The 15,980-nt window shown below is 69.9% G+C and carries 14 protein-coding genes and 1 tRNA gene; 4 read left to right on the forward strand and 11 right to left on the reverse strand.

Annotation, left to right across the window (positions count from 1 at the left end; translation table 11 throughout):
• Nucleotides 1–127 precede the first annotated feature (127 nt).
• From A4X17_RS15420 to galU, 7 genes are all read right to left on the reverse strand, one after another.
• Nucleotides 128–1,225, reverse strand: a complete 1,098-nt coding sequence (locus A4X17_RS15420; RefSeq protein WP_369808467.1) for a DUF222 domain-containing protein — start codon at nt 1,223–1,225, stop codon at nt 128–130.
• 479 nt (nt 1,226–1,704) lie between these two features.
• Nucleotides 1,705–2,880, reverse strand: a complete 1,176-nt coding sequence (locus A4X17_RS15425) for a N(5)-(carboxyethyl)ornithine synthase (protein WP_064296538.1) — start codon at nt 2,878–2,880, stop codon at nt 1,705–1,707.
• Nucleotides 2,881–3,027: 147 nt separating this feature from the next.
• A tRNA-Ala gene (locus A4X17_RS15430) sits at nt 3,028–3,104 on the reverse strand.
• Nucleotides 3,105–3,155: 51 nt separating this feature from the next.
• Complete coding sequence (locus A4X17_RS15435; protein WP_139205400.1) at nt 3,156–3,809, reverse strand: hypothetical protein; 654 nt, start codon at nt 3,807–3,809, stop codon at nt 3,156–3,158.
• Between the two features lie 107 nt (nt 3,810–3,916).
• Nucleotides 3,917–4,942: a hypothetical protein gene (locus tag A4X17_RS15440; protein WP_064296540.1), complete on the reverse strand. Its 1,026-nt coding sequence runs from the start codon at nt 4,940–4,942 to the stop codon at nt 3,917–3,919.
• A gap of 84 nt (nt 4,943–5,026) precedes the next feature.
• Nucleotides 5,027–5,680, reverse strand: coding sequence for a GNAT family N-acetyltransferase (locus tag A4X17_RS15445; protein ID WP_064296541.1), 654 nt, complete (start codon nt 5,678–5,680; stop codon nt 5,027–5,029).
• Between the two features lie 135 nt (nt 5,681–5,815).
• Nucleotides 5,816–6,709, reverse strand: coding sequence for a UTP--glucose-1-phosphate uridylyltransferase GalU (gene galU, locus A4X17_RS15450; protein WP_064296542.1), 894 nt, complete (start codon nt 6,707–6,709; stop codon nt 5,816–5,818).
• A 153-nt stretch (nt 6,710–6,862) separates the two neighbouring features.
• Here galU and A4X17_RS15455 point away from each other — a divergent pair, with 153 nt between their 5' ends.
• The 3 genes from A4X17_RS15455 to mscL are packed head-to-tail and all read left to right on the forward strand — an operon-like array spanning nt 6,863 to nt 8,334.
• Nucleotides 6,863–7,462, forward strand: coding sequence for a 5-formyltetrahydrofolate cyclo-ligase (locus tag A4X17_RS15455; RefSeq protein ID WP_064296593.1), 600 nt, complete (start codon nt 6,863–6,865; stop codon nt 7,460–7,462).
• A 32-nt stretch (nt 7,463–7,494) separates the two neighbouring features.
• A complete protein-coding gene (locus A4X17_RS15460) occupies nt 7,495–7,836 on the forward strand; it encodes an FmdB family zinc ribbon protein (protein WP_064296543.1) in 342 nt (113 codons plus the stop codon).
• A gap of 51 nt (nt 7,837–7,887) precedes the next feature.
• Nucleotides 7,888–8,334: a large conductance mechanosensitive channel protein MscL gene (gene mscL, locus A4X17_RS15465; protein ID WP_064296544.1), complete on the forward strand. Its 447-nt coding sequence runs from the start codon at nt 7,888–7,890 to the stop codon at nt 8,332–8,334.
• Nucleotides 8,335–8,370: 36 nt separating this feature from the next.
• On the opposite strand, the gene A4X17_RS15470 is transcribed toward mscL, so the two are convergent.
• From A4X17_RS15470 to A4X17_RS15480, 3 genes are all read right to left on the reverse strand, one after another.
• Nucleotides 8,371–8,586 carry a hypothetical protein gene (locus A4X17_RS15470; protein ID WP_064296545.1) on the reverse strand — a complete coding sequence of 72 codons (216 nt, stop codon included), beginning with the start codon at nt 8,584–8,586 and terminating at the stop codon, nt 8,371–8,373.
• 16 nt (nt 8,587–8,602) lie between these two features.
• Nucleotides 8,603–12,304, reverse strand: a complete 3,702-nt coding sequence (locus A4X17_RS15475) for an AAA family ATPase (RefSeq protein ID WP_231884410.1) — start codon at nt 12,302–12,304, stop codon at nt 8,603–8,605.
• Between the two features lie 135 nt (nt 12,305–12,439).
• Entirely contained in the window at nt 12,440–13,654 is a 1,215-nt protein-coding gene (locus tag A4X17_RS15480; protein ID WP_082916219.1) for an ROK family transcriptional regulator, read from the reverse strand.
• A gap of 116 nt (nt 13,655–13,770) precedes the next feature.
• Here A4X17_RS15480 and A4X17_RS15485 point away from each other — a divergent pair, with 116 nt between their 5' ends.
• Nucleotides 13,771–14,973 carry a glycosyltransferase family 1 protein gene (locus A4X17_RS15485; protein ID WP_064296595.1) on the forward strand — a complete coding sequence of 401 codons (1,203 nt, stop codon included), beginning with the start codon at nt 13,771–13,773 and terminating at the stop codon, nt 14,971–14,973.
• Here the strand turns inward: A4X17_RS15485 and A4X17_RS15490 are convergent.
• Entirely contained in the window at nt 14,936–15,970 is a 1,035-nt protein-coding gene (locus tag A4X17_RS15490) for a Gfo/Idh/MocA family protein (RefSeq protein WP_064296547.1), read from the reverse strand. The two genes, A4X17_RS15485 and A4X17_RS15490, sit on opposite strands and share 38 nt — an antisense overlap.
• Between the last annotated feature and the right edge of the window lie 10 nt (nt 15,971–15,980).

The following is a 15,980-nucleotide window of genomic DNA, read 5'->3' on the forward strand; positions in this document are numbered from 1 at the left end:
CTGTCGAAGTGCGGCGCAGCTCAGGGACCGGCGGGGGTCAGAACGGTGCGGGGTCTGGTTCCGTCCGGTACTGCTTGCCTTCAGGTGTCGTCCACTCGAGGACACCGCCGGGTGCGTGTTGGAGGTTTCACCCGGGGAGGTGCTTCATGCGGTGGTGATGTCGACACAGGCAGGCGAGATTGTCGACATCTGTGGTGCCTCCGTCTTCCCAGGCGACGGAATGGTCGAGGTCACAGGCCCGGGCGCGTCTGCCGCAGCCCGGTGCCCGACAGGTGCCGTCCCGCAACCGCACCGCGCGCTGCAGATCAGCCGGAACGCGGTACTGGTTGCGACCCAAGGAGAGGATCGCACCAGTTTCGGGCTGGACGAGGATCCGGGTGAAGCTGGGCGCGTTCACCGCGATGCGTGCTGCGGTCGCGGGGTCGATGGGCCCATAGCCATCGAGCATGCCGGGTGCGTAGGATACTCCGGCCATGGTCAGCGCGGGGACGGTGATCTGCACGGTTGGCTTGATGTGTTCCTGGACCTCGATCGGGTGCGGCAGCACCGGGCTCGACATCACGTCGTCCGGGGTCACACCGGTGAGTGCGAGCGCCGCAAGGGCATCCGCTTGCAGCTGGGCGCAGGTGCGGGTGTCGCCGACATTGCGCGATTCAGCGGCGGCTGCCTCGACCCGCTCGATGATCCCCTGCGCGATCGGCGCCGTGGTGAACAGGTGCACCCAGGCCATGCCGTCCGCTGCGGGTTCGAACTCGACGCGGCGGTCGGCCTCGGAGCGGATCGTTCGGGCGGTGATCGACTCGGGGTGCAGACGCTCGCGCAGGACGCGGGCGCGCCTGCGGAGGTTCGCGTTCGTGGACTCCTCCGCGACCGGTAAGACTTCCGAGAGGAACACCGCCCGCCCTTCGATCGGGACATCACTGAGTTGGTCGATGATCGTCTGCGCGTGACGGACCGAGATACGGCCCGCTTCAAGGGAGGCAAGCACGGCCGGCGCTTCGTTCACCAGGCGCTCGGCGTCGTTCGTCGCACGCTGCACGGTCCGCTCAGGGGTGCGGGTCGCCATCGCGAGGGCCGCGCAGGTGGAGCGGCGCGAGAGCGCCAGGCGCTCGGCCGGAGGGAAGGCCGTCGGGATGACCGAGTCGGCGTAGGCGTCCGCGTAGGCCGCTGAGCGGGCGAGGAGCCGGGCCTCTTCCGCGTCCAGGTTGGCGCGACGCCGCTGGATGTCCGCGTAATGGTCCGAGAACTCCGCGAGCTGCGCGGCGTACTCGTCGCCGACGCGGGTCGCGGTGAGGGGGGGTCTCGGTCATGGGACAAGTCCACCATGGACCACTGACATTCCAGATGCCGAGTGAGGGTGACTGTGGAAGTTGTTCGTGTGCCCTTCGACAGGCTCAGGGATCGGAGAACGGGTGCCGGATTCGTGGAGTCCTCCGTGGGCCCTTCGACAGGCTCAGGGACCGGAGAACGGGCGCCGGATTCGTGGAGTCCTCCGTGGGCCCTTCGACAGGCTCAGGGACCGGAAGGGGTCACTCAGTGACCGGGGAACGATTGCTCGAGGACCGGAGGGTTCCGGGCGGACCACCCCCGGTCACTGAGCCTGTCGAAGTGCCCACGAGAGGCCTCCCGGGCGCGGTGCCTCCGTCAGTGGTTCACCGAGAGGCCCGCCGCGGCCCGCTGCTTGAACGGTCGGCCGAGAACCGATCAGCCCGGGAGGACCTCGTGCGGGTACTCCGCCGACCGGTGCTGGAACTCGGTGATCGCAGGGTTGCGGATGACGCCGTCCTGGATCTCGACAGCCCGCTGGACGGTCAGGCTGTCGACCCAGGCGGCCGGGCCGGCCAGGACGGTGGGCAGGAACGGCAGCAACGCCTCACTGTTCTCCCAGCTGGACGAGTTCCACAGCAGCGAGGGGCTGTGGTCGACCGCGTAGTAGTTGATCTCCCCGGGCCCGACGGTGAACATCGGGTCGTCGAACCCGGTGGTACGCGCCCATTCGAACGCCATCCCCTCGTCGCAGGAGACGTCCACGATGAGGCTCCCGGGCCGGAACGCGCCGAGGTCGTCCTCACGGAGATAGAGCAGTGGTGCGTTCGGGTCCTGCAGCGTGCAGTTGACGACGATGTCGCTCTCCGCCAGGAAGGGCGCGAGTGGCACGCGACCCTCGTCGGTGATGACCTCGCTCAGGTACGGGCCGTCGTCGTGGTCGAACTGGATCATGCGGGCGGAGTGGATGGGCGCCGCGACCGCCGCGACCCGGCGGTTGGTGAGCACGCGCACGTCGTGGATCCCGTGGGCGTTGAGCGCGGTCACCGCACCTCGGGCGGTCGCGCCGAAGCCGATGACCACAGCGGTCAGGCGACGGCCGTAGCTGCCGGTGGAGCCACAGAGTTCCAACGCGTGGATCACCGAGCTGTAGCCGGCGAGTTCGTTGTTCTTGTGGAAGACGTGCAAGCCGAAGCTGCCGTCGGCGGCCCAGTGGTTCATCGCCTCGAAGGCGATCAGCGTGAGCCGTTTGTCGATCGCGAGCTGCGTCAGCGCGGTGTCCTGGACGCAGTGCGGCCAGCCCCAGAGTGTCTGCCCGTCGCGGAGCTCCTGGACATCCTCGAGCTGCGGTTTCGGCAGGAGGACGACGTCGGCCTGCGCGATGACCTCGGCGCGTGTCGCGAACGAGCGGACGGAGGGCGCGATCTCCTCGTCGGAGACACCGAACCGGGCACCGTAGCCGTGCTCCACGACGATCCGAGACCGGAACTCCTCCGGGATGCGCTCGAAGTGCGCCGGGTGGATCGGCACGCGTCGTTCGTCGGGCTTCAGCGAAGTGCCGATCACCCCGAGGACGGCATCGTGCTGCACGGTCGGTTCGGATGGTGCTGGCATGACTGCTCGTCCCGTTCACGGGAACCGAAGCGGCGCCGTGCTCCCGACCGTACAGGACGCGGAGCGCAGCCGAAACGGCACAGGACGCTACCGACACCCGGAAACACGACAACCCCGCACTGTGAGGTGCGGGGTTGTCGTTGCAGCTGGTGGACCCAAGGGGATTCGAACCCCTGACCCCCTCGATGCGAACGAGGTGCGCTACCGGACTGCGCCATGGGCCCAACTACTCGTCCAGGCTAGCAGAACCGACGACCCGTTTCGAACCGGCCGCGCTAGTCCTCGTAGGGGTTCGGGCCGTCGTCGACCGGCATGCCACCGTCCTTCGGGTTTGCGGCGATGAGGGCAGCGAGGTCGAGATCGCGGAACCAGCGGAGCCGCTGGCTCCGGGCACGCCGATAGTGCTCGTCGACGACCGGCTCGTCGAGGACCCGGTCGAGCTTCGCCTGGATGGCGCGCTCCAGGTCGCCCCACGCACGCTCACGAGCGGATTCCGCGATCGCCGCGACGAACTCCTCGTCCTTGCTCACCCGACGGAGTTCGGCGGCGAGGCCCGAGTACACCTCGCGGCGACGGGACAGGGCGCTCAGGTCGCCCGCGCGGTAGTCGTGCTGGTGACGTGCACTCCCCCGACGCTGGAAGGCCGTCTGGCGCGCCTCCCGTGCGAGGTCCGCGTACTCCTCCTGCTCGTCCGCCATGCGCCCCAGCTCGCGCCGGACAGCCGCCTGCGTCGCCTCGGCGTCGTAGGACGCGCCGTCGCGGAGTGCTCGCTCGATGATCCAGTTCGTGACCTCGACCACGGTCCAGGACCGCGCGATGAGGAGGCCTTCCTCGACCGCGTGCTCGACCGGCGGCGGAGCCACCTCAGGGGGCGCGACGTAGGGCTTCATCGGCTTCCGCCGGCTCTTCCGCCACACGCCCATGGTCACCTTTCGCGTTCCAGGGCGCCGACGAGAACCGAGCGACGAACCCCCTCGACGAGTCTATCCGTCGCCGGTGACCGGTTCATGAACGACCGGACGGGCGCGGTCGGGACTCAGCCCGCGGCGCGGCGACGCTGCAACAGGGTGGATCCGCCGGCGGCGATCTCGCCCTCGTCGATGACGCCCATCGAGGCGAAACGACTCGGGGCCGACTGCGGTTCGACGCGCTCGGGCTGCGGAGCGGCGACGGGCTCCGGACGTCGGACGATCGTCGGTACGACCGGCGCGAGACGCTCGGCGCGGGACGCGATGGCCTCCTGCATGGCCGCCTGACGCAGGCGGTCGTAGGCGTCGGCCTTCGCCAGCTCGGCGGCAGCCGACGAGCCCTCGGAGAGGTGGAGCGGCTTCGGGATGGACGTCGGGGTCCAGGTCTGCGCCTGCGACGCCGCCTTGACGGGCTCGTTGTACTCGAAGAGCGCCGACTCGACACGCCTGGTCGTGACAGCGACCGCCGGTACCGGTGCGACGGCACGGTGGGCGATGCGCGACATCCGGGAGAGCGCAGAGAGCGCGAGCATCCCGACGACCGTGGACGAGATACCGAGGACGAGACCGCCACCTGCGATGAACGCGGTCACGCCGGAGCAGAACCCGATGATGGAGGCGACCAACACGGTGGTCGCGAGCAACCGCGACCGACGACGGCTCCGCGCGAGCTTCGCCGCTCGGGCGTTGCGCTGGACGGCACGGGCTGCGGCAGCGGCGGCGCGACGAGCATCCTCCGCGGCACGGGCGGCGGCTTCGGCCTGCACGGCCTTGGCCTCCTCCTCGCGACGGATCCGATCGGCTTCGGCGAGTTCGACGCGGGCCGCCGCCTCGGCCGTCGCCTTCGTCCTGGCCTCGAGCTGCTTGAGGAGCTTGCGCTGCGCGGCGACCTCACGCGACGTCGCCTCGAGCCGGACCGCCTCCGGAACCTCGGCCGTTTCGGCGAGCACACGGAGCGTCTGCTGCAGCCGGATCGCGTTGCGCTCGCTGGCCGAGAACTGACTGTCACGCACCCACGACGGCACCAGGTACACCAGCCACAGCATCGCTGCGACCAGAATGATCACCCCACCGCTCAGGAATCCGCCGTCCATGTCCCTGACCGTAGCGGGTCGATGACCTGAGACCGATCAACAGCTGGGTGTGTCCCCGGATGGAGGGCGAAAACGGCTACCTGCTCAGCGGGTGGGGAACGGCGCCGCGGCCGCGAGACGGTCGGCCTCGGGGATCACACACGCGTCCTTCGGGACCTGGCCGTCCAACCACCGGTTGAGGACGCCGCCCGGGACCTCTTCGCGGACGAGGCCGAAACAGAAGTGGTCGCGCCAGTCGCCGTCGATGTGGATGAAGCGGCGGCGCAGACCCTCGTACCGGAACCCGAGCTTCTCGACGACCCGCAGGCTCGGAGCGTTCTCGGGCCGGATGCAGATCTCCAACCGGTGGAGCTGCAGGGCGGTGAAGCAGTGGTCGGTGGCCAGAGCGGTCGCGATCGGTGTGGCACCGAGACCCGCGAACCGCTGGGAGACCCAGTAGCCGATCGACGCCGAGGCCAGCGATCCGTACGTGATGCCGGAGACGTTGAGCTGGCCGGCGAACTCCCCGTCGACCTCGATGACGAACGGAAGGCCCGCGCCCGAGCGCGCGTGGTTCTGCAGCGACCGGATCGCCGCACGGCTGTCGGCCGGGACCGGGCCGTAGGGACTCGTCGCCTCCCAGCGGCGCAACCAGGCTCGGTTCTCCGCGAGCTCGCGCTCGAGCGGCCTCGCGTCACGGACCTTGATCGGCCGGATGCTCACTCGCCCACTGCTCAGAACGGGTACGACCTGCGCCACCGTGCCACCCCTCTCGCGTTCTGTGGTGAGCCTAGTGGAGCGCTCACCGATGCACCGACACCACGTCGTCGACAGCATCGCGCCCCGAGATCCGCTGTCGCGGACCCGGGGCGCGGCGTGTGTCGTCGGCTGGAGTCAGTCGAGGTCCCCGGCGAAGTCCTTGAGCCACGGACGCAGCTCGGGACCGAGGTCCTCGCGGTCGACCGCGAGCTGCACGATCGCCTTGATGTAGTCGAGGCGGTCGCCCGTGTCGTAGCGACGGCCACGGAAGATGACGCCGTAGACGCCGCCCGTGCCTTCGACGTCGGCGGCCATCTCCTGGAGCGCGTCGGTCAGCTGGATCTCGCCGCCCTTGCCCGGCTCGGTGCGCTCGAGGATCTCGAACACCTCGGGCTTCAGCACGTAGCGACCGATGATGGCGAGGTTGGACGGGGCGTCCTCCTTCGCAGGCTTCTCGACGAGGCCGGTCACCCGCACGACGTCGGAGTCGTCGGTCGCCTCGACGGCTGCCGCACCGTACATGTGGATCGAGTCGGGGTCGACCTCCATGAGGGCGATGATCGTCGCGTTCCGCTTGTCCTGCTCCTCGAGCATGCGCTCGAGGAGGACGTCGCGGGCGTCGATCAGGTCGTCGCCGAGGAGCACGGCGAAGGGCTCGTCGCCGACGTGGCGCTTGGCCCGGAGGACGGCGTGGCCGAGGCCCTTCGGGTCTCCCTGGCGCAGGAAGTGGATGTCGGCGAGCTCATTCGACTCGTTGACCTTCTCGAGGCGCTGGGTGTCACCCTTCTTCGCGAGGTTGAGCTCGAGCTCGGTCACGCGGTCGAAGTGGTTCGCAAGTGCGTTCTTGTTGCGGCCGATGATCATGAGCACATCGGCGAGCCCGGCGCTGACGGCCTCCTCGACGACGTACTGGATGGCCGGCTTGTCGACGACGGGGAGCATCTCCTTCGGCAGAGCCTTCGTCGCCGGAAGGAACCGGGTGCCGAGACCTGCTGCGGGGATGACTGCTTTGGTAACACGAGTGGTCATGAGGAAAAACCTATCGTGTGGAGTCGGTGAAGTACCCGAATACCCCCTCGATCGAGGGTGAAATCCCCCGAACCCCTGGACGAGGCGGCGGATGTCGGGTAGGACGACGGGCAACGAGCCGGGCGCGACGACGAGCCGTTTAGAATGGGTCGCATGACGAGCCCCGCCGAACACGAGAAACGAGCGCTGCGCGCCGAGCTCCGTGAGCGGCGGGAGCTGCTCACCTCCCTCGAGAAGGAACGGTCGACCACCGGCCTCACGGACAACCTCCGAGCCCTGGTCTCCCGATTCGGCGCGAGCTCGATCGCCTGCTACCTCTCCTCCCCGAGTGAGCCCGACACCAGGCCCTTCCTGCAATGGGCGCAGGAGGCGGGCATCCGCATCCTGTTCCCCATCACCCGCACCGACGGGCTCCTCGACTGGACGATCGGCGAAGAGGGCATCGAGACGGTGGGCTTCGCCGGCACCCCCGAGGTCGTGGGTACCACCCTCGGTCCCATCGCGATCAACGACGTCGACCTCATCCTCGTCCCCGCGGCCGCCGTCGACGCCCACGGCATGCGCATGGGGTGGGGGCGCGGGTACTTCGACAAGACGCTCGGCTCGATGGAGCGCTGCCCTCCCGTCTACGCCGTGCTGTACGACACCGAGATCCTCGACGAGGTCCCGAGCGAGATCCACGACGAACCCGTCGGCGGTGCCGTGACCCCGAGCCGCATCCTCGATTTCGACCAGGTCAGACCGCGCCGCTGAGCGCGCCGACCCACCACATCCCAGGAGACCCCGTGCCCACCTACGCCTACCGCTGCACCGAGTGCGGCAACGCCTTCGACGTCCAGCAGTCCTTCACCGACGATTCCCTCACCGAGTGCCCGGCGTGCTCCGGCAAGCTGCGCAAGCTGTTCAGCGCGGTCGGTGTCACGTTCAACGGCTCCGGCTTCTACCGCACGGACTCCCGCGCCGGTGCAGGCAAGGGCTCGAGCTCCATCCCGGCCTCCTCGAAGTCCTCGGAGGGGTCGTCGAGCTCGTCCTCCTCGGACACCACGGGCGGTTCCTCCTCTTCGGGCGGCTCCTCCAGCTCCGGCTCCAGCGCCACACCGGCCTCCGCCGGGAGCGCCGCGTCCTGAGCCGGTAGCGTAGCCAGGGTCCTGTCCATCCCCGATCCTCAGGGAGACCCCATGCTCAAAGGCTTCAAGGAGTTCATCCTCCGCGGCAACGTGATCGACCTGGCAGTGGCCGTCGTGATCGGGGCCGCGTTCACCGCCATCGTCAACTCGCTCGTCGAGAACATCTTCAACCCGCTGCTCGGGGCGCTCTTCCGCGCGGAGAGCTTGAACGACGCGTTCAACGTCTCCATCCCGACGGTCGACGGCGACCCTGCCGTCATCCACTTCGGCGCGTTCATCGGCGCGACCATCCAGTTCCTGTTGGTCGCCGCCGTCGTCTACTTCGTCATCGTGCTGCCGATGAACCACTTCAAGCGCGTCACGACGAAGCCGACGATCGCTGATGAGCCGGCAGCACCGAGCGAGCTGTCGCTGCTCACCGAGATCCGCGACGTGCTGAAGACGGGCACGAGCGCTCCGCTGCCGCCCGCTCGCGACGACACGACCGACGGCCGCTAGTCCGACTCGTCGAGCAGCACCGACGTCCCGTCCCGCTCACCAGTGGGGCGGGACGTTGCGTTGCAGCTCGTCGTCGTTGCCACCGCCGCCAGCGGGTTTGGCGGCTCCGCCCCAAGCGGCGTCGGTGTCCTCCGCAGCCTTGACGGGATCGGCCGGCAGCTGCGGCGCGGGATCCGTCCCGGGAGCACCGGGGCGGATCGCCCGCCTCGATCCTCGGGGACGGACGATCCGAGGCTCCTGATCGTCCTGCATGATCAGTGTCCGACCATCAGTGGCGTGGGACCTGCACGGCGATCGGCGCGGTGTCGAGGTGCTCGGTCGTGTTGAGCCCGAGCACACCGGCCACGCGCTGCGCGACCGCCTCGGCGTCGGCGAAGAGGTCGAAGCTGTGCACGCGGACGTAGTGCCAGCCGAGACGGCGCAGGACGTCGGGGCGGAGCCGCAGCGACTCCCGGAGGCTCGCGTCACCCAGCTCCTCGTCGCACTCGACGACCACGGCTCGGCCACCCCACGAGGCGACCAGGGCGAGCTTGCCGCGGTAGCCCATGTCGACCCGCATCCCGAGTGTCTCGAGGCGCGTCGCGAGGTCGACGAGCATCGGCTCGGCCTCGTGCGTCGCCTGATCCTCGGAGGCGCGGCGTGACGTGTCCGTGAGGATGCGTGCGAGCGCGAGGATGCCGTGCTGGATCCGGTTCTGGTCGAGGTCCTCGGGGCGGACGCAGGAGACGATCACCATGGACCGCCGCGCGCGCGTCATGCCGACTGCTAGCAGCCGGTCGCCGCCGGGCTGACCCAGTGCGCCGAAATCGGACAGGACCCGTCCGTGCGGCGTCAGACCGTACCCGATCGAGAAGATGACGCGGTCGCGGCTCTCGGCCACGGACTGCTCGAGTGTCAGGACGGTGAACGGTTCAGCCCGCTCGCGCAGGAGGAAGTCGGAGAGGTCGGCACGACGGGAGAACGCTGCGAGGACCGCCTGCTGGACCCGGACCGCGTGCTTGTCGCTCGCGGTCACGACCATCAGGGATTCCTTCGGGCGGTTCGAGGCGTGCTCGAGGACGAGTTCCACGACCCGTTCGACCTCGACGTCGACACTCTCCACCGCTCCGGTGACCGGGTCGGGCATGCCGAGCCCGCCGGGCACGTAGTCGAGGCTCAGGCTGCCGTGGCCGAGGAACGAACCCGCCCACGGCAGGGAGTCGATCTGGCCGCCGTAGAACCGCTCGTTGACGAGTTCCGCGAGGTCCTCGCCTCCCGCGCGGTAGGAGCGCGTCAGCATGAGGGTCGGCAGGACCGAGCTCAGCTGTTCGAGCGCGGACTCACGGTGCAGCTCGGCGATGTCGGCGTGCTGCTCGGGCGTCGCCTCCTGATCCGTCAGACGGATCTCGAAGGGCGAAGGACTCTGCGTCACGGGGTCACCGAAGGCGACGACCTGACGCGCACGACGGATGGCGTCCACGTTCTCCGCGAGGAGCGTCGCCCCCGCGTCGACGAGGAAGACGGCGTCGAAGGACGCGCTCTCGGGGATGCGGGGCACCTCGTACGGCGAGACGAGCCAGACCGGCGCGAGGACGCGGGACAGCGTCGGAGCCGCCTGCTCGAGCTCGGCCGCTCGGAGCGGTCGATCGCGCTTGAGGAGCGAGCGGAGCGCCATACCTTCGGTGGCGTGGTCGACGAGACCGATCTTCCAGGTGTCGGCCAGCAGCGAGGCGAGGAGCTGCCCGGACGCGGACGCATGCGCCTCGTCCACCAGCCGGAAGTCGGACTCGAGGCGCTCGACGACGCTCGTGTTCGCGCCGAGCAGACCGCGGTCCTCGGTGAGCACGAGTTCGAGCATCGACTGCCACCAGGCGAGTTCGAGCTCGTCGGCGAGGCGCGTCCGCGGCACGTGCCGCTGGGACAGGTCGACGATGAGTTCACCGAGGCCCTGCTCGCGCAGGCCGGCGAGGATCGCGGTGCGCTCCTGGAGGTTGTGGAGGACCTCCGACTCGGCAGCGAGCTCGGAGATCGTGCGGACGAGACTCGGGATCGCGAGGCGGCCGAGGCGGTCCGGGGTGTCGGCGATGCCGAGCGGCTGGTCGACCAGCTCGAGCTTCGCGGCGACCGTCTGGTACGCCTGCTCGACGTCCGCGATGCCGAGCGGCACCTCGGGCGGCGCACCGGTCGTCACATAGCGCTGCCACAGGGTGCGCTGCTGCTGGATCCGACGGAGTGCGGCGTTCATGTCGGGCACGTGTGCGCCGGGCCGCAGGTACTCCTTGGCCAGGGCCTTGAGTCGCCGGCGGCTCGCCGACGACATCGCGGCGGAGTCCTTCCGCGGGCTCGTGGCGACGATGAGGTCGGCGAGCGACCGGTCGAAGACGTCCGGCTGGAAGCGGTCGAGCGTCTCACGGATGTCCGCGAGGAGTCGCAGGTAGATACCCAGCTCGTCGATGGACTCGAACGGCCGCATCTGCGTCTGCCCGATGAGGCCGTACGCACGCTCCAGCAACTGCGGCAGGTCCTTGCGGTGCAGGCGCTTGGCGAGATCGTGGGTCTCCTGGGCTTCCGCAGTCGTGTCGAACGACGCGCCGTACCAGGGCGAGTCGCCCGGTCCGTAGCGGAACTCACCGAGGGCGGCCGCGCCTTCGAGCGCCTCCGCCGCGCGGGAGCGGCCCGCTGCGAGTCCGACGAGCGTCTGGCGGTCGAGTCGGACCAGGGTTCCCGGAGGGTGCGGCAGCTTGGAGAGCTTCGAGAGCGCTTCGAGTGCGTCGATGACCGAGACCCGCAGATCGGGGTCCTTCGCCTGCAGCGAGGTGCGGTAGTCGATGAGGACCCGACGCAGCCGGACGAGCGCGTCGTCGACCTCGCCGACCTGCGGCGGGATCGCCCGCTCGTTGCGCGTGATCGCCTGGATGAGGTCGCGACGGAGGGTCGACGGCGACGCGCACAGGCCCGGCAGACCGACCTTGGTCAGGCGGTGGCGGATGCCCTCCAGCGTGGAGCGACGGGGGCTGACGACGAGGACGCGCTTGTGCTGCGAAGCGAGCACGCCGATGGCGTTCACGATGGTCTGCGTCCCGCCGGTGCCCGGCAGCGTCGTGACGACGAGCGAGTTGCCGGCGCCGATCTGGGCGATGACGTTCTCCTGCTCGACGTCCGCGTCGAGCAGGAGGGTGTCGGTCGACGGCGGGCGGTCGTCCTGGCCCGGCGCGTCGACGGGCGTGAAGCTGCTGCGCACGAGGCCGATGGCCCCCTCGTCGCCGGCGACGGCGTCGAGGATCGGGTGGTCGAGCTTGGCGGCGTCGTCGAGCAGCGAGTGACCGACGGCGGCGAACGAGGAGACGAGCAGACGCGGCTGCACGGTGAACCATTCGAGCCCGGCGGCGAGCGAGCGGAGGCGGTCGATGACGGGCTGCGGCTTGAACACGCCACCCGATTCACTCAGTGCGACGAACTCGTCCGGATCGAGGACGATGCCGAACTGCTCGCGGAGGGCGCGGACGAGCTCCGGGTTCGCGGTGGTGGCACCGCGCAGCTTGACCTCGAAGTCGCGACCGTACCGGCGGATGGCCAGCGGTCGGAGCAGGACCGGCGCGCTGAAGTCCTCGCCCTGATGCGTCCACTGGGCGAGACCGACGGCGAGGTGGACGGCGTCGATGCCGCGGACGGTGGAGAGCTCGATGCCCTTCGTCGTGATGCGATCGGCGGCGCGCTTCGCTCCGCGGAGCGCGATCTCGTCGCGGATGAGGTTCGACAGCAGCGTCGACTTGCCCGAGATGAACTGCGGCAGACCACCGGGATGCGTCGAGCTGAGCTCCACCCGGGTCGTCGGGGCGTCCACGAAGTGGAGCAGCGGCGAGGGGCCGCCGACCGTGCTGAGCTGCTGACGCCAGGCGTGCAGCGCCGTGTCGACCACGCCTGCCGATGCCGCCACGGGACCCTCGCGGAGTTGCGCCTCCGCTGCTTCCCGTTCGACTCCGGACGTCACGTCGCCGTCATCCCGTCTCTTCTCTAGCCGCCACACACTTGCACCATACGTGCCCGGTAGTGGAAACACCGGGAAGCGGTGCGGTTTTTCGCCGAGTCCGCCGAGGAAATGTGCGACGCGCGCGTCGTCCGAGGGTCAGGAGACGCCGAGGAGGCCGGAGAGCACCATCACCGCGGTGCCCCGCAGGACGATGTCGGCGCCCTGCTCGCTCATCCGGATCTGGACGCCGCCGTGGAACTCGGTCATCGTGCGCGCCCGCACGGTCTCGATCGCCGCGTCGAGGAGCACGCCGGCGAGCAACTCCTCCGGGCCGCTCACCACGATCTCCGAGAGATTCAGCGCACCGACGATCGCGGCGAGCGAGACACCGAGTCGCTCCCCTGCCGCGCGCAGGATCTCCTCGCGACGCTGCTCGACCTCCGCGGTCGGAAGATCGCTCGCCTCGGCCGCCGCGAGGAGCTCGCGCAGGTGCGGCACGGCGAGCCAGGCCTCGAGGCACCCACGCTTCCCGCAGGCGCACAATGGTCCACCGTCGGTGCCGACGACCACGTGGCCGATCTCACCGGCTGCGAACCGGCTCCCGAAGAGCGGGTGACCGCCCACGAGCAGCCCCGCCCCGACGCCGTTCCCGACGCTCACGAGCATGAGGTCGCCGTCCGCCCCGCCGAAGCTGTACTCCGCGAGGACGGCGGCATTGGCGTCGTTCGCGACGAGGACGGGTACCTGGGCGACCTGTTCGATCGCCCCCTGGAGGTCGACGTCGGTCCAGCCGAGGTTCGGCGCGCTGCGGACCGTGCCGGTCATGTCGACGATGCCGGGCGAGCCGACCCCGATGCCCAGCACCTCGACCGTCGCCTCCTCGACGAGATCTGCGGCGAGCGCGACGGCCTTCGCGATCGCGTCCGCCCCCATGGCGCCGTCGAGCGGCACCTCGAGCATGGTCACGACCTCGCCGTCGAGCGTCAGCACCGCGCCTCGGAACACCTCGGTGTCGGAGAGGTCGAGGCCGACGATCTGGAACTCGTCGCGGTTGATGTCGATGAGCGTGGCGGGCTTGCCCGGGCGAGAGGTCTCGCGGAGCCCGACCTCGACGATGAGGTTGTCCGCGATGAGCGAGGCGACGAGGTCGGAGATGCTCACCCGGGTCAGGCCGGTGGCTCGGGCGATGTCGGCCCGACTCATGGCCCCGCTGGCGAAGAGGGTCTGGAGCACGAGCGCCCGGTTGTGGCCGCGGGCGTGTTCCGGCAGGACCTTCGCGTTCGGCCGCAGCCGCCGCGCCGGGGTGTACGAGAAGGATTCGATCCGCTCCGACGCGCTCCCGCCGCCGCTTCCGAATCCACCAGCACTCATGCGATAAGTAAAGCAGGCTGCGCCTCATCGTGCGGCACCGCGATGTCACCCGATGGTCACCGACACGTCGCCCGCCGGGCACCGCTGCGACCCGTACGACGCGGAGCATCATGGGTGTGAGGATCGCAATCGTGACCGAGTCGTTCCTGCCGCAGATGAACGGCGTCACCCACTCCCTGCTCCGCATCATGGAGCACTTCGCGGACCGAGGGGATGAGGTGCTCGTCATCGCCCCCGGCGCCGGAGCCTCGACGCCGCGGCTCCACGAGGGCTTCCGGGTGGACGGCGTCCCGTCGATCCCGCTCCCCCGTTACCGGAACGTGCGGGTCGCCGCCGGCGGGGTCGGCCGGATCACGGAGCTCCTCCGCGGCTTCCGCCCCGACGTGGTGCACCTGGCCTCGCCGTTCGTCCTCGGCTGGCGCGGTGTCCAGGCCGCCGAGCGCCTGGGCGTCCCGACCGTCGCCGTGTACCAGACCGACATCCCGGCCTACGCCGGACGGTACGGGTTCCCGGTCGCCGAAGCGCTGCTGTGGCAACACGTCGAGCGCCTCCACGGCCGGTCGACGCTCACGCTCGCGCCGTCACGGCAGTCGATCGCGCAGCTGGAGGCGCACGCCATCCCGCGGGTCCGCTTATGGGTGCGGGGCGTCGACGCCGTCCGGTTCTCCCCGGAACGGCGCAGCGAGGCCTGGCGTCGGTCCATCGCTCCCGGCGGCGAGCGCATCGTGGGCTACGTCGGTCGACTCGCAGCCGAGAAGCAGGTCGAGGACCTCGCGGTGCTCGGCGGACTCCCGGGCGTGAAGCTCGTCATCGTCGGCGAGGGGCCGCTGCGTGCCTCGCTCGAACAGCGACTTCCGAACGCGGTCTTCACCGGATTCCTGGGCGGCGAGGAGCTGGCGGTCGCGATGGCCGGGCTGGACGTGTTCGTCCACCCCGGCGAGTCGGAGACCTTCTGCCAGACCATCCAGGAGGCGATGGCCTCCGGGGTACCCGTGGTCGCGACCGGTCGGGGCGGACCGGTGGACCTCGTCGACTCCAGCCGCACCGGGTGGCTCTACGAACCCGGCAGGCTCGAACAGCTGCGCGGGTTCGCCCAGGACCTCGTGGGCGACGAGGTGAAGCGGGCGGCGTTCGGTGCCGCAGCTCGGGCCGGCGTCCTGCCGCGCAGCTGGAAGAGCGTCAGCAGCGCCCTCATCGGGCACTACAGCGACGCCATCGAGTTGCACGAGGGCGCTCGGGCACGACGGATCGGTCTCGACCCGCGTGTTCAGGCGCCTCGGGTCATTCGCCCGGGTACCGGACGCCGATCTGGCGCCTGATTTCGTCGAGGGTCTCCATGATCGCGACCGTCTCGGCGAGCGGCATGATGTCACCGGAGAGCTTGCCCTCGGAGGCAAGCCGTTCGAGCTCCCACGCCTGGAAGTGCATCCCGCGGCCGTCCACCTCGGAACGGTAGGTCTCCACGACCTCGCCGTCGGTGCCGAACACCCGGAACGTCGTCGCCGTGTACCAGACGCGGTCGAACTCGATCCAGCCGTCGGTCCCCACGATGGCCGCGCGGTTCGGGCCGACGGTGTTGCTCGCCGACAGGGTGTTCGCCACCTGGCCGTCCGCGTAGCCGAAGAGGGTCGCGACCTGCATGTCCGCCCCCGTGTCGCGGAGCGCGGCCGTGGCCTGGATCGTCGTCGGGGTCCCGAAGACGGACGACGCGAAGGAGACCGGGTACACGCCGAGGTCGAGCAGCGCGCCGCCGCCCAGCTCGAGGTTGTTCATGCGGTGCTCCGGGTCGTCCGAGAGCAGCTGGGTGTGATCGGCGACGAGGCTACGCGGCTGTCCGATGACACCGTCGGCGAGCAACTCGCGGAGCCGGACCATGTGCGGGAGGAACCGGGTCCACATCGCCTCGAGCACGACCAGGCCGCGCTCCGCGGCGAGCGCCACGACCGCCTGCGCCTCGGCGGCGTTGAGGGTGAAGGGCTTCTCGATGAGGACGTGCTTCCCGGCGTCGAGCGCCAGCACCGCCTGCTCGGCGTGGAACGGGTGCGGGGTCGCGATGTAGATCACGTCGACCTCGGGGTCGGCGGCGAGCGCCTCGTACCCCACGTGGACGTTCGGGATGTCGAACTCGGCGGCGAACGCGGCTGCGGTCTCGGCGGATCGCGAGGCGACGGCCCGGACGTCGAAGCCGTGCCGTCGGAGGTCGGCGGTGAAGCTCTTCGCGACACCGGCAGGGCCGAGGATGCCCCATCGCAAGCCGGTGGACGGTCCTGCCGCGGGGGTTCCCGTTCCGGTCCGGTCGATGTCCTGCTCCGTCATGGCTCTCCTT

The sequence above is a fragment of the Plantibacter sp. H53 genome, from assembly GCF_001650455.1.
Lineage (GTDB): Bacteria > Actinomycetota > Actinomycetes > Actinomycetales > Microbacteriaceae > Plantibacter > Plantibacter flavus_A.

What these genes read in the sequence shown, in the direction of transcription:
- A4X17_RS15425 (WP_064296538.1), bottom strand. Translation starts at nt 2,880, where the DNA reads ATGCCAGCACCATCCGAACCGACCGTGCAGCACGATGCCGTCCTCGGG.
- A4X17_RS15440 (WP_064296540.1), bottom strand. Translation starts at nt 4,942, where the DNA reads ATGGACGGCGGATTCCTGAGCGGTGGGGTGATCATTCTGGTCGCAGCG.
- galU (WP_064296542.1), bottom strand. Translation starts at nt 6,709, where the DNA reads ATGACCACTCGTGTTACCAAAGCAGTCATCCCCGCAGCAGGTCTCGGC.
- A4X17_RS15455 (WP_064296593.1), top strand. Translation starts at nt 6,863, where the DNA reads ATGACGAGCCCCGCCGAACACGAGAAACGAGCGCTGCGCGCCGAGCTC.
- mscL (WP_064296544.1), top strand. Translation starts at nt 7,888, where the DNA reads ATGCTCAAAGGCTTCAAGGAGTTCATCCTCCGCGGCAACGTGATCGAC.
- A4X17_RS15470 (WP_064296545.1), bottom strand. Translation starts at nt 8,586, where the DNA reads ATGCAGGACGATCAGGAGCCTCGGATCGTCCGTCCCCGAGGATCGAGG.
- A4X17_RS15480 (WP_082916219.1), bottom strand. Translation starts at nt 13,654, where the DNA reads ATGAGTGCTGGTGGATTCGGAAGCGGCGGCGGGAGCGCGTCGGAGCGG.
- A4X17_RS15490 (WP_064296547.1), bottom strand. Translation starts at nt 15,970, where the DNA reads ATGACGGAGCAGGACATCGACCGGACCGGAACGGGAACCCCCGCGGCA.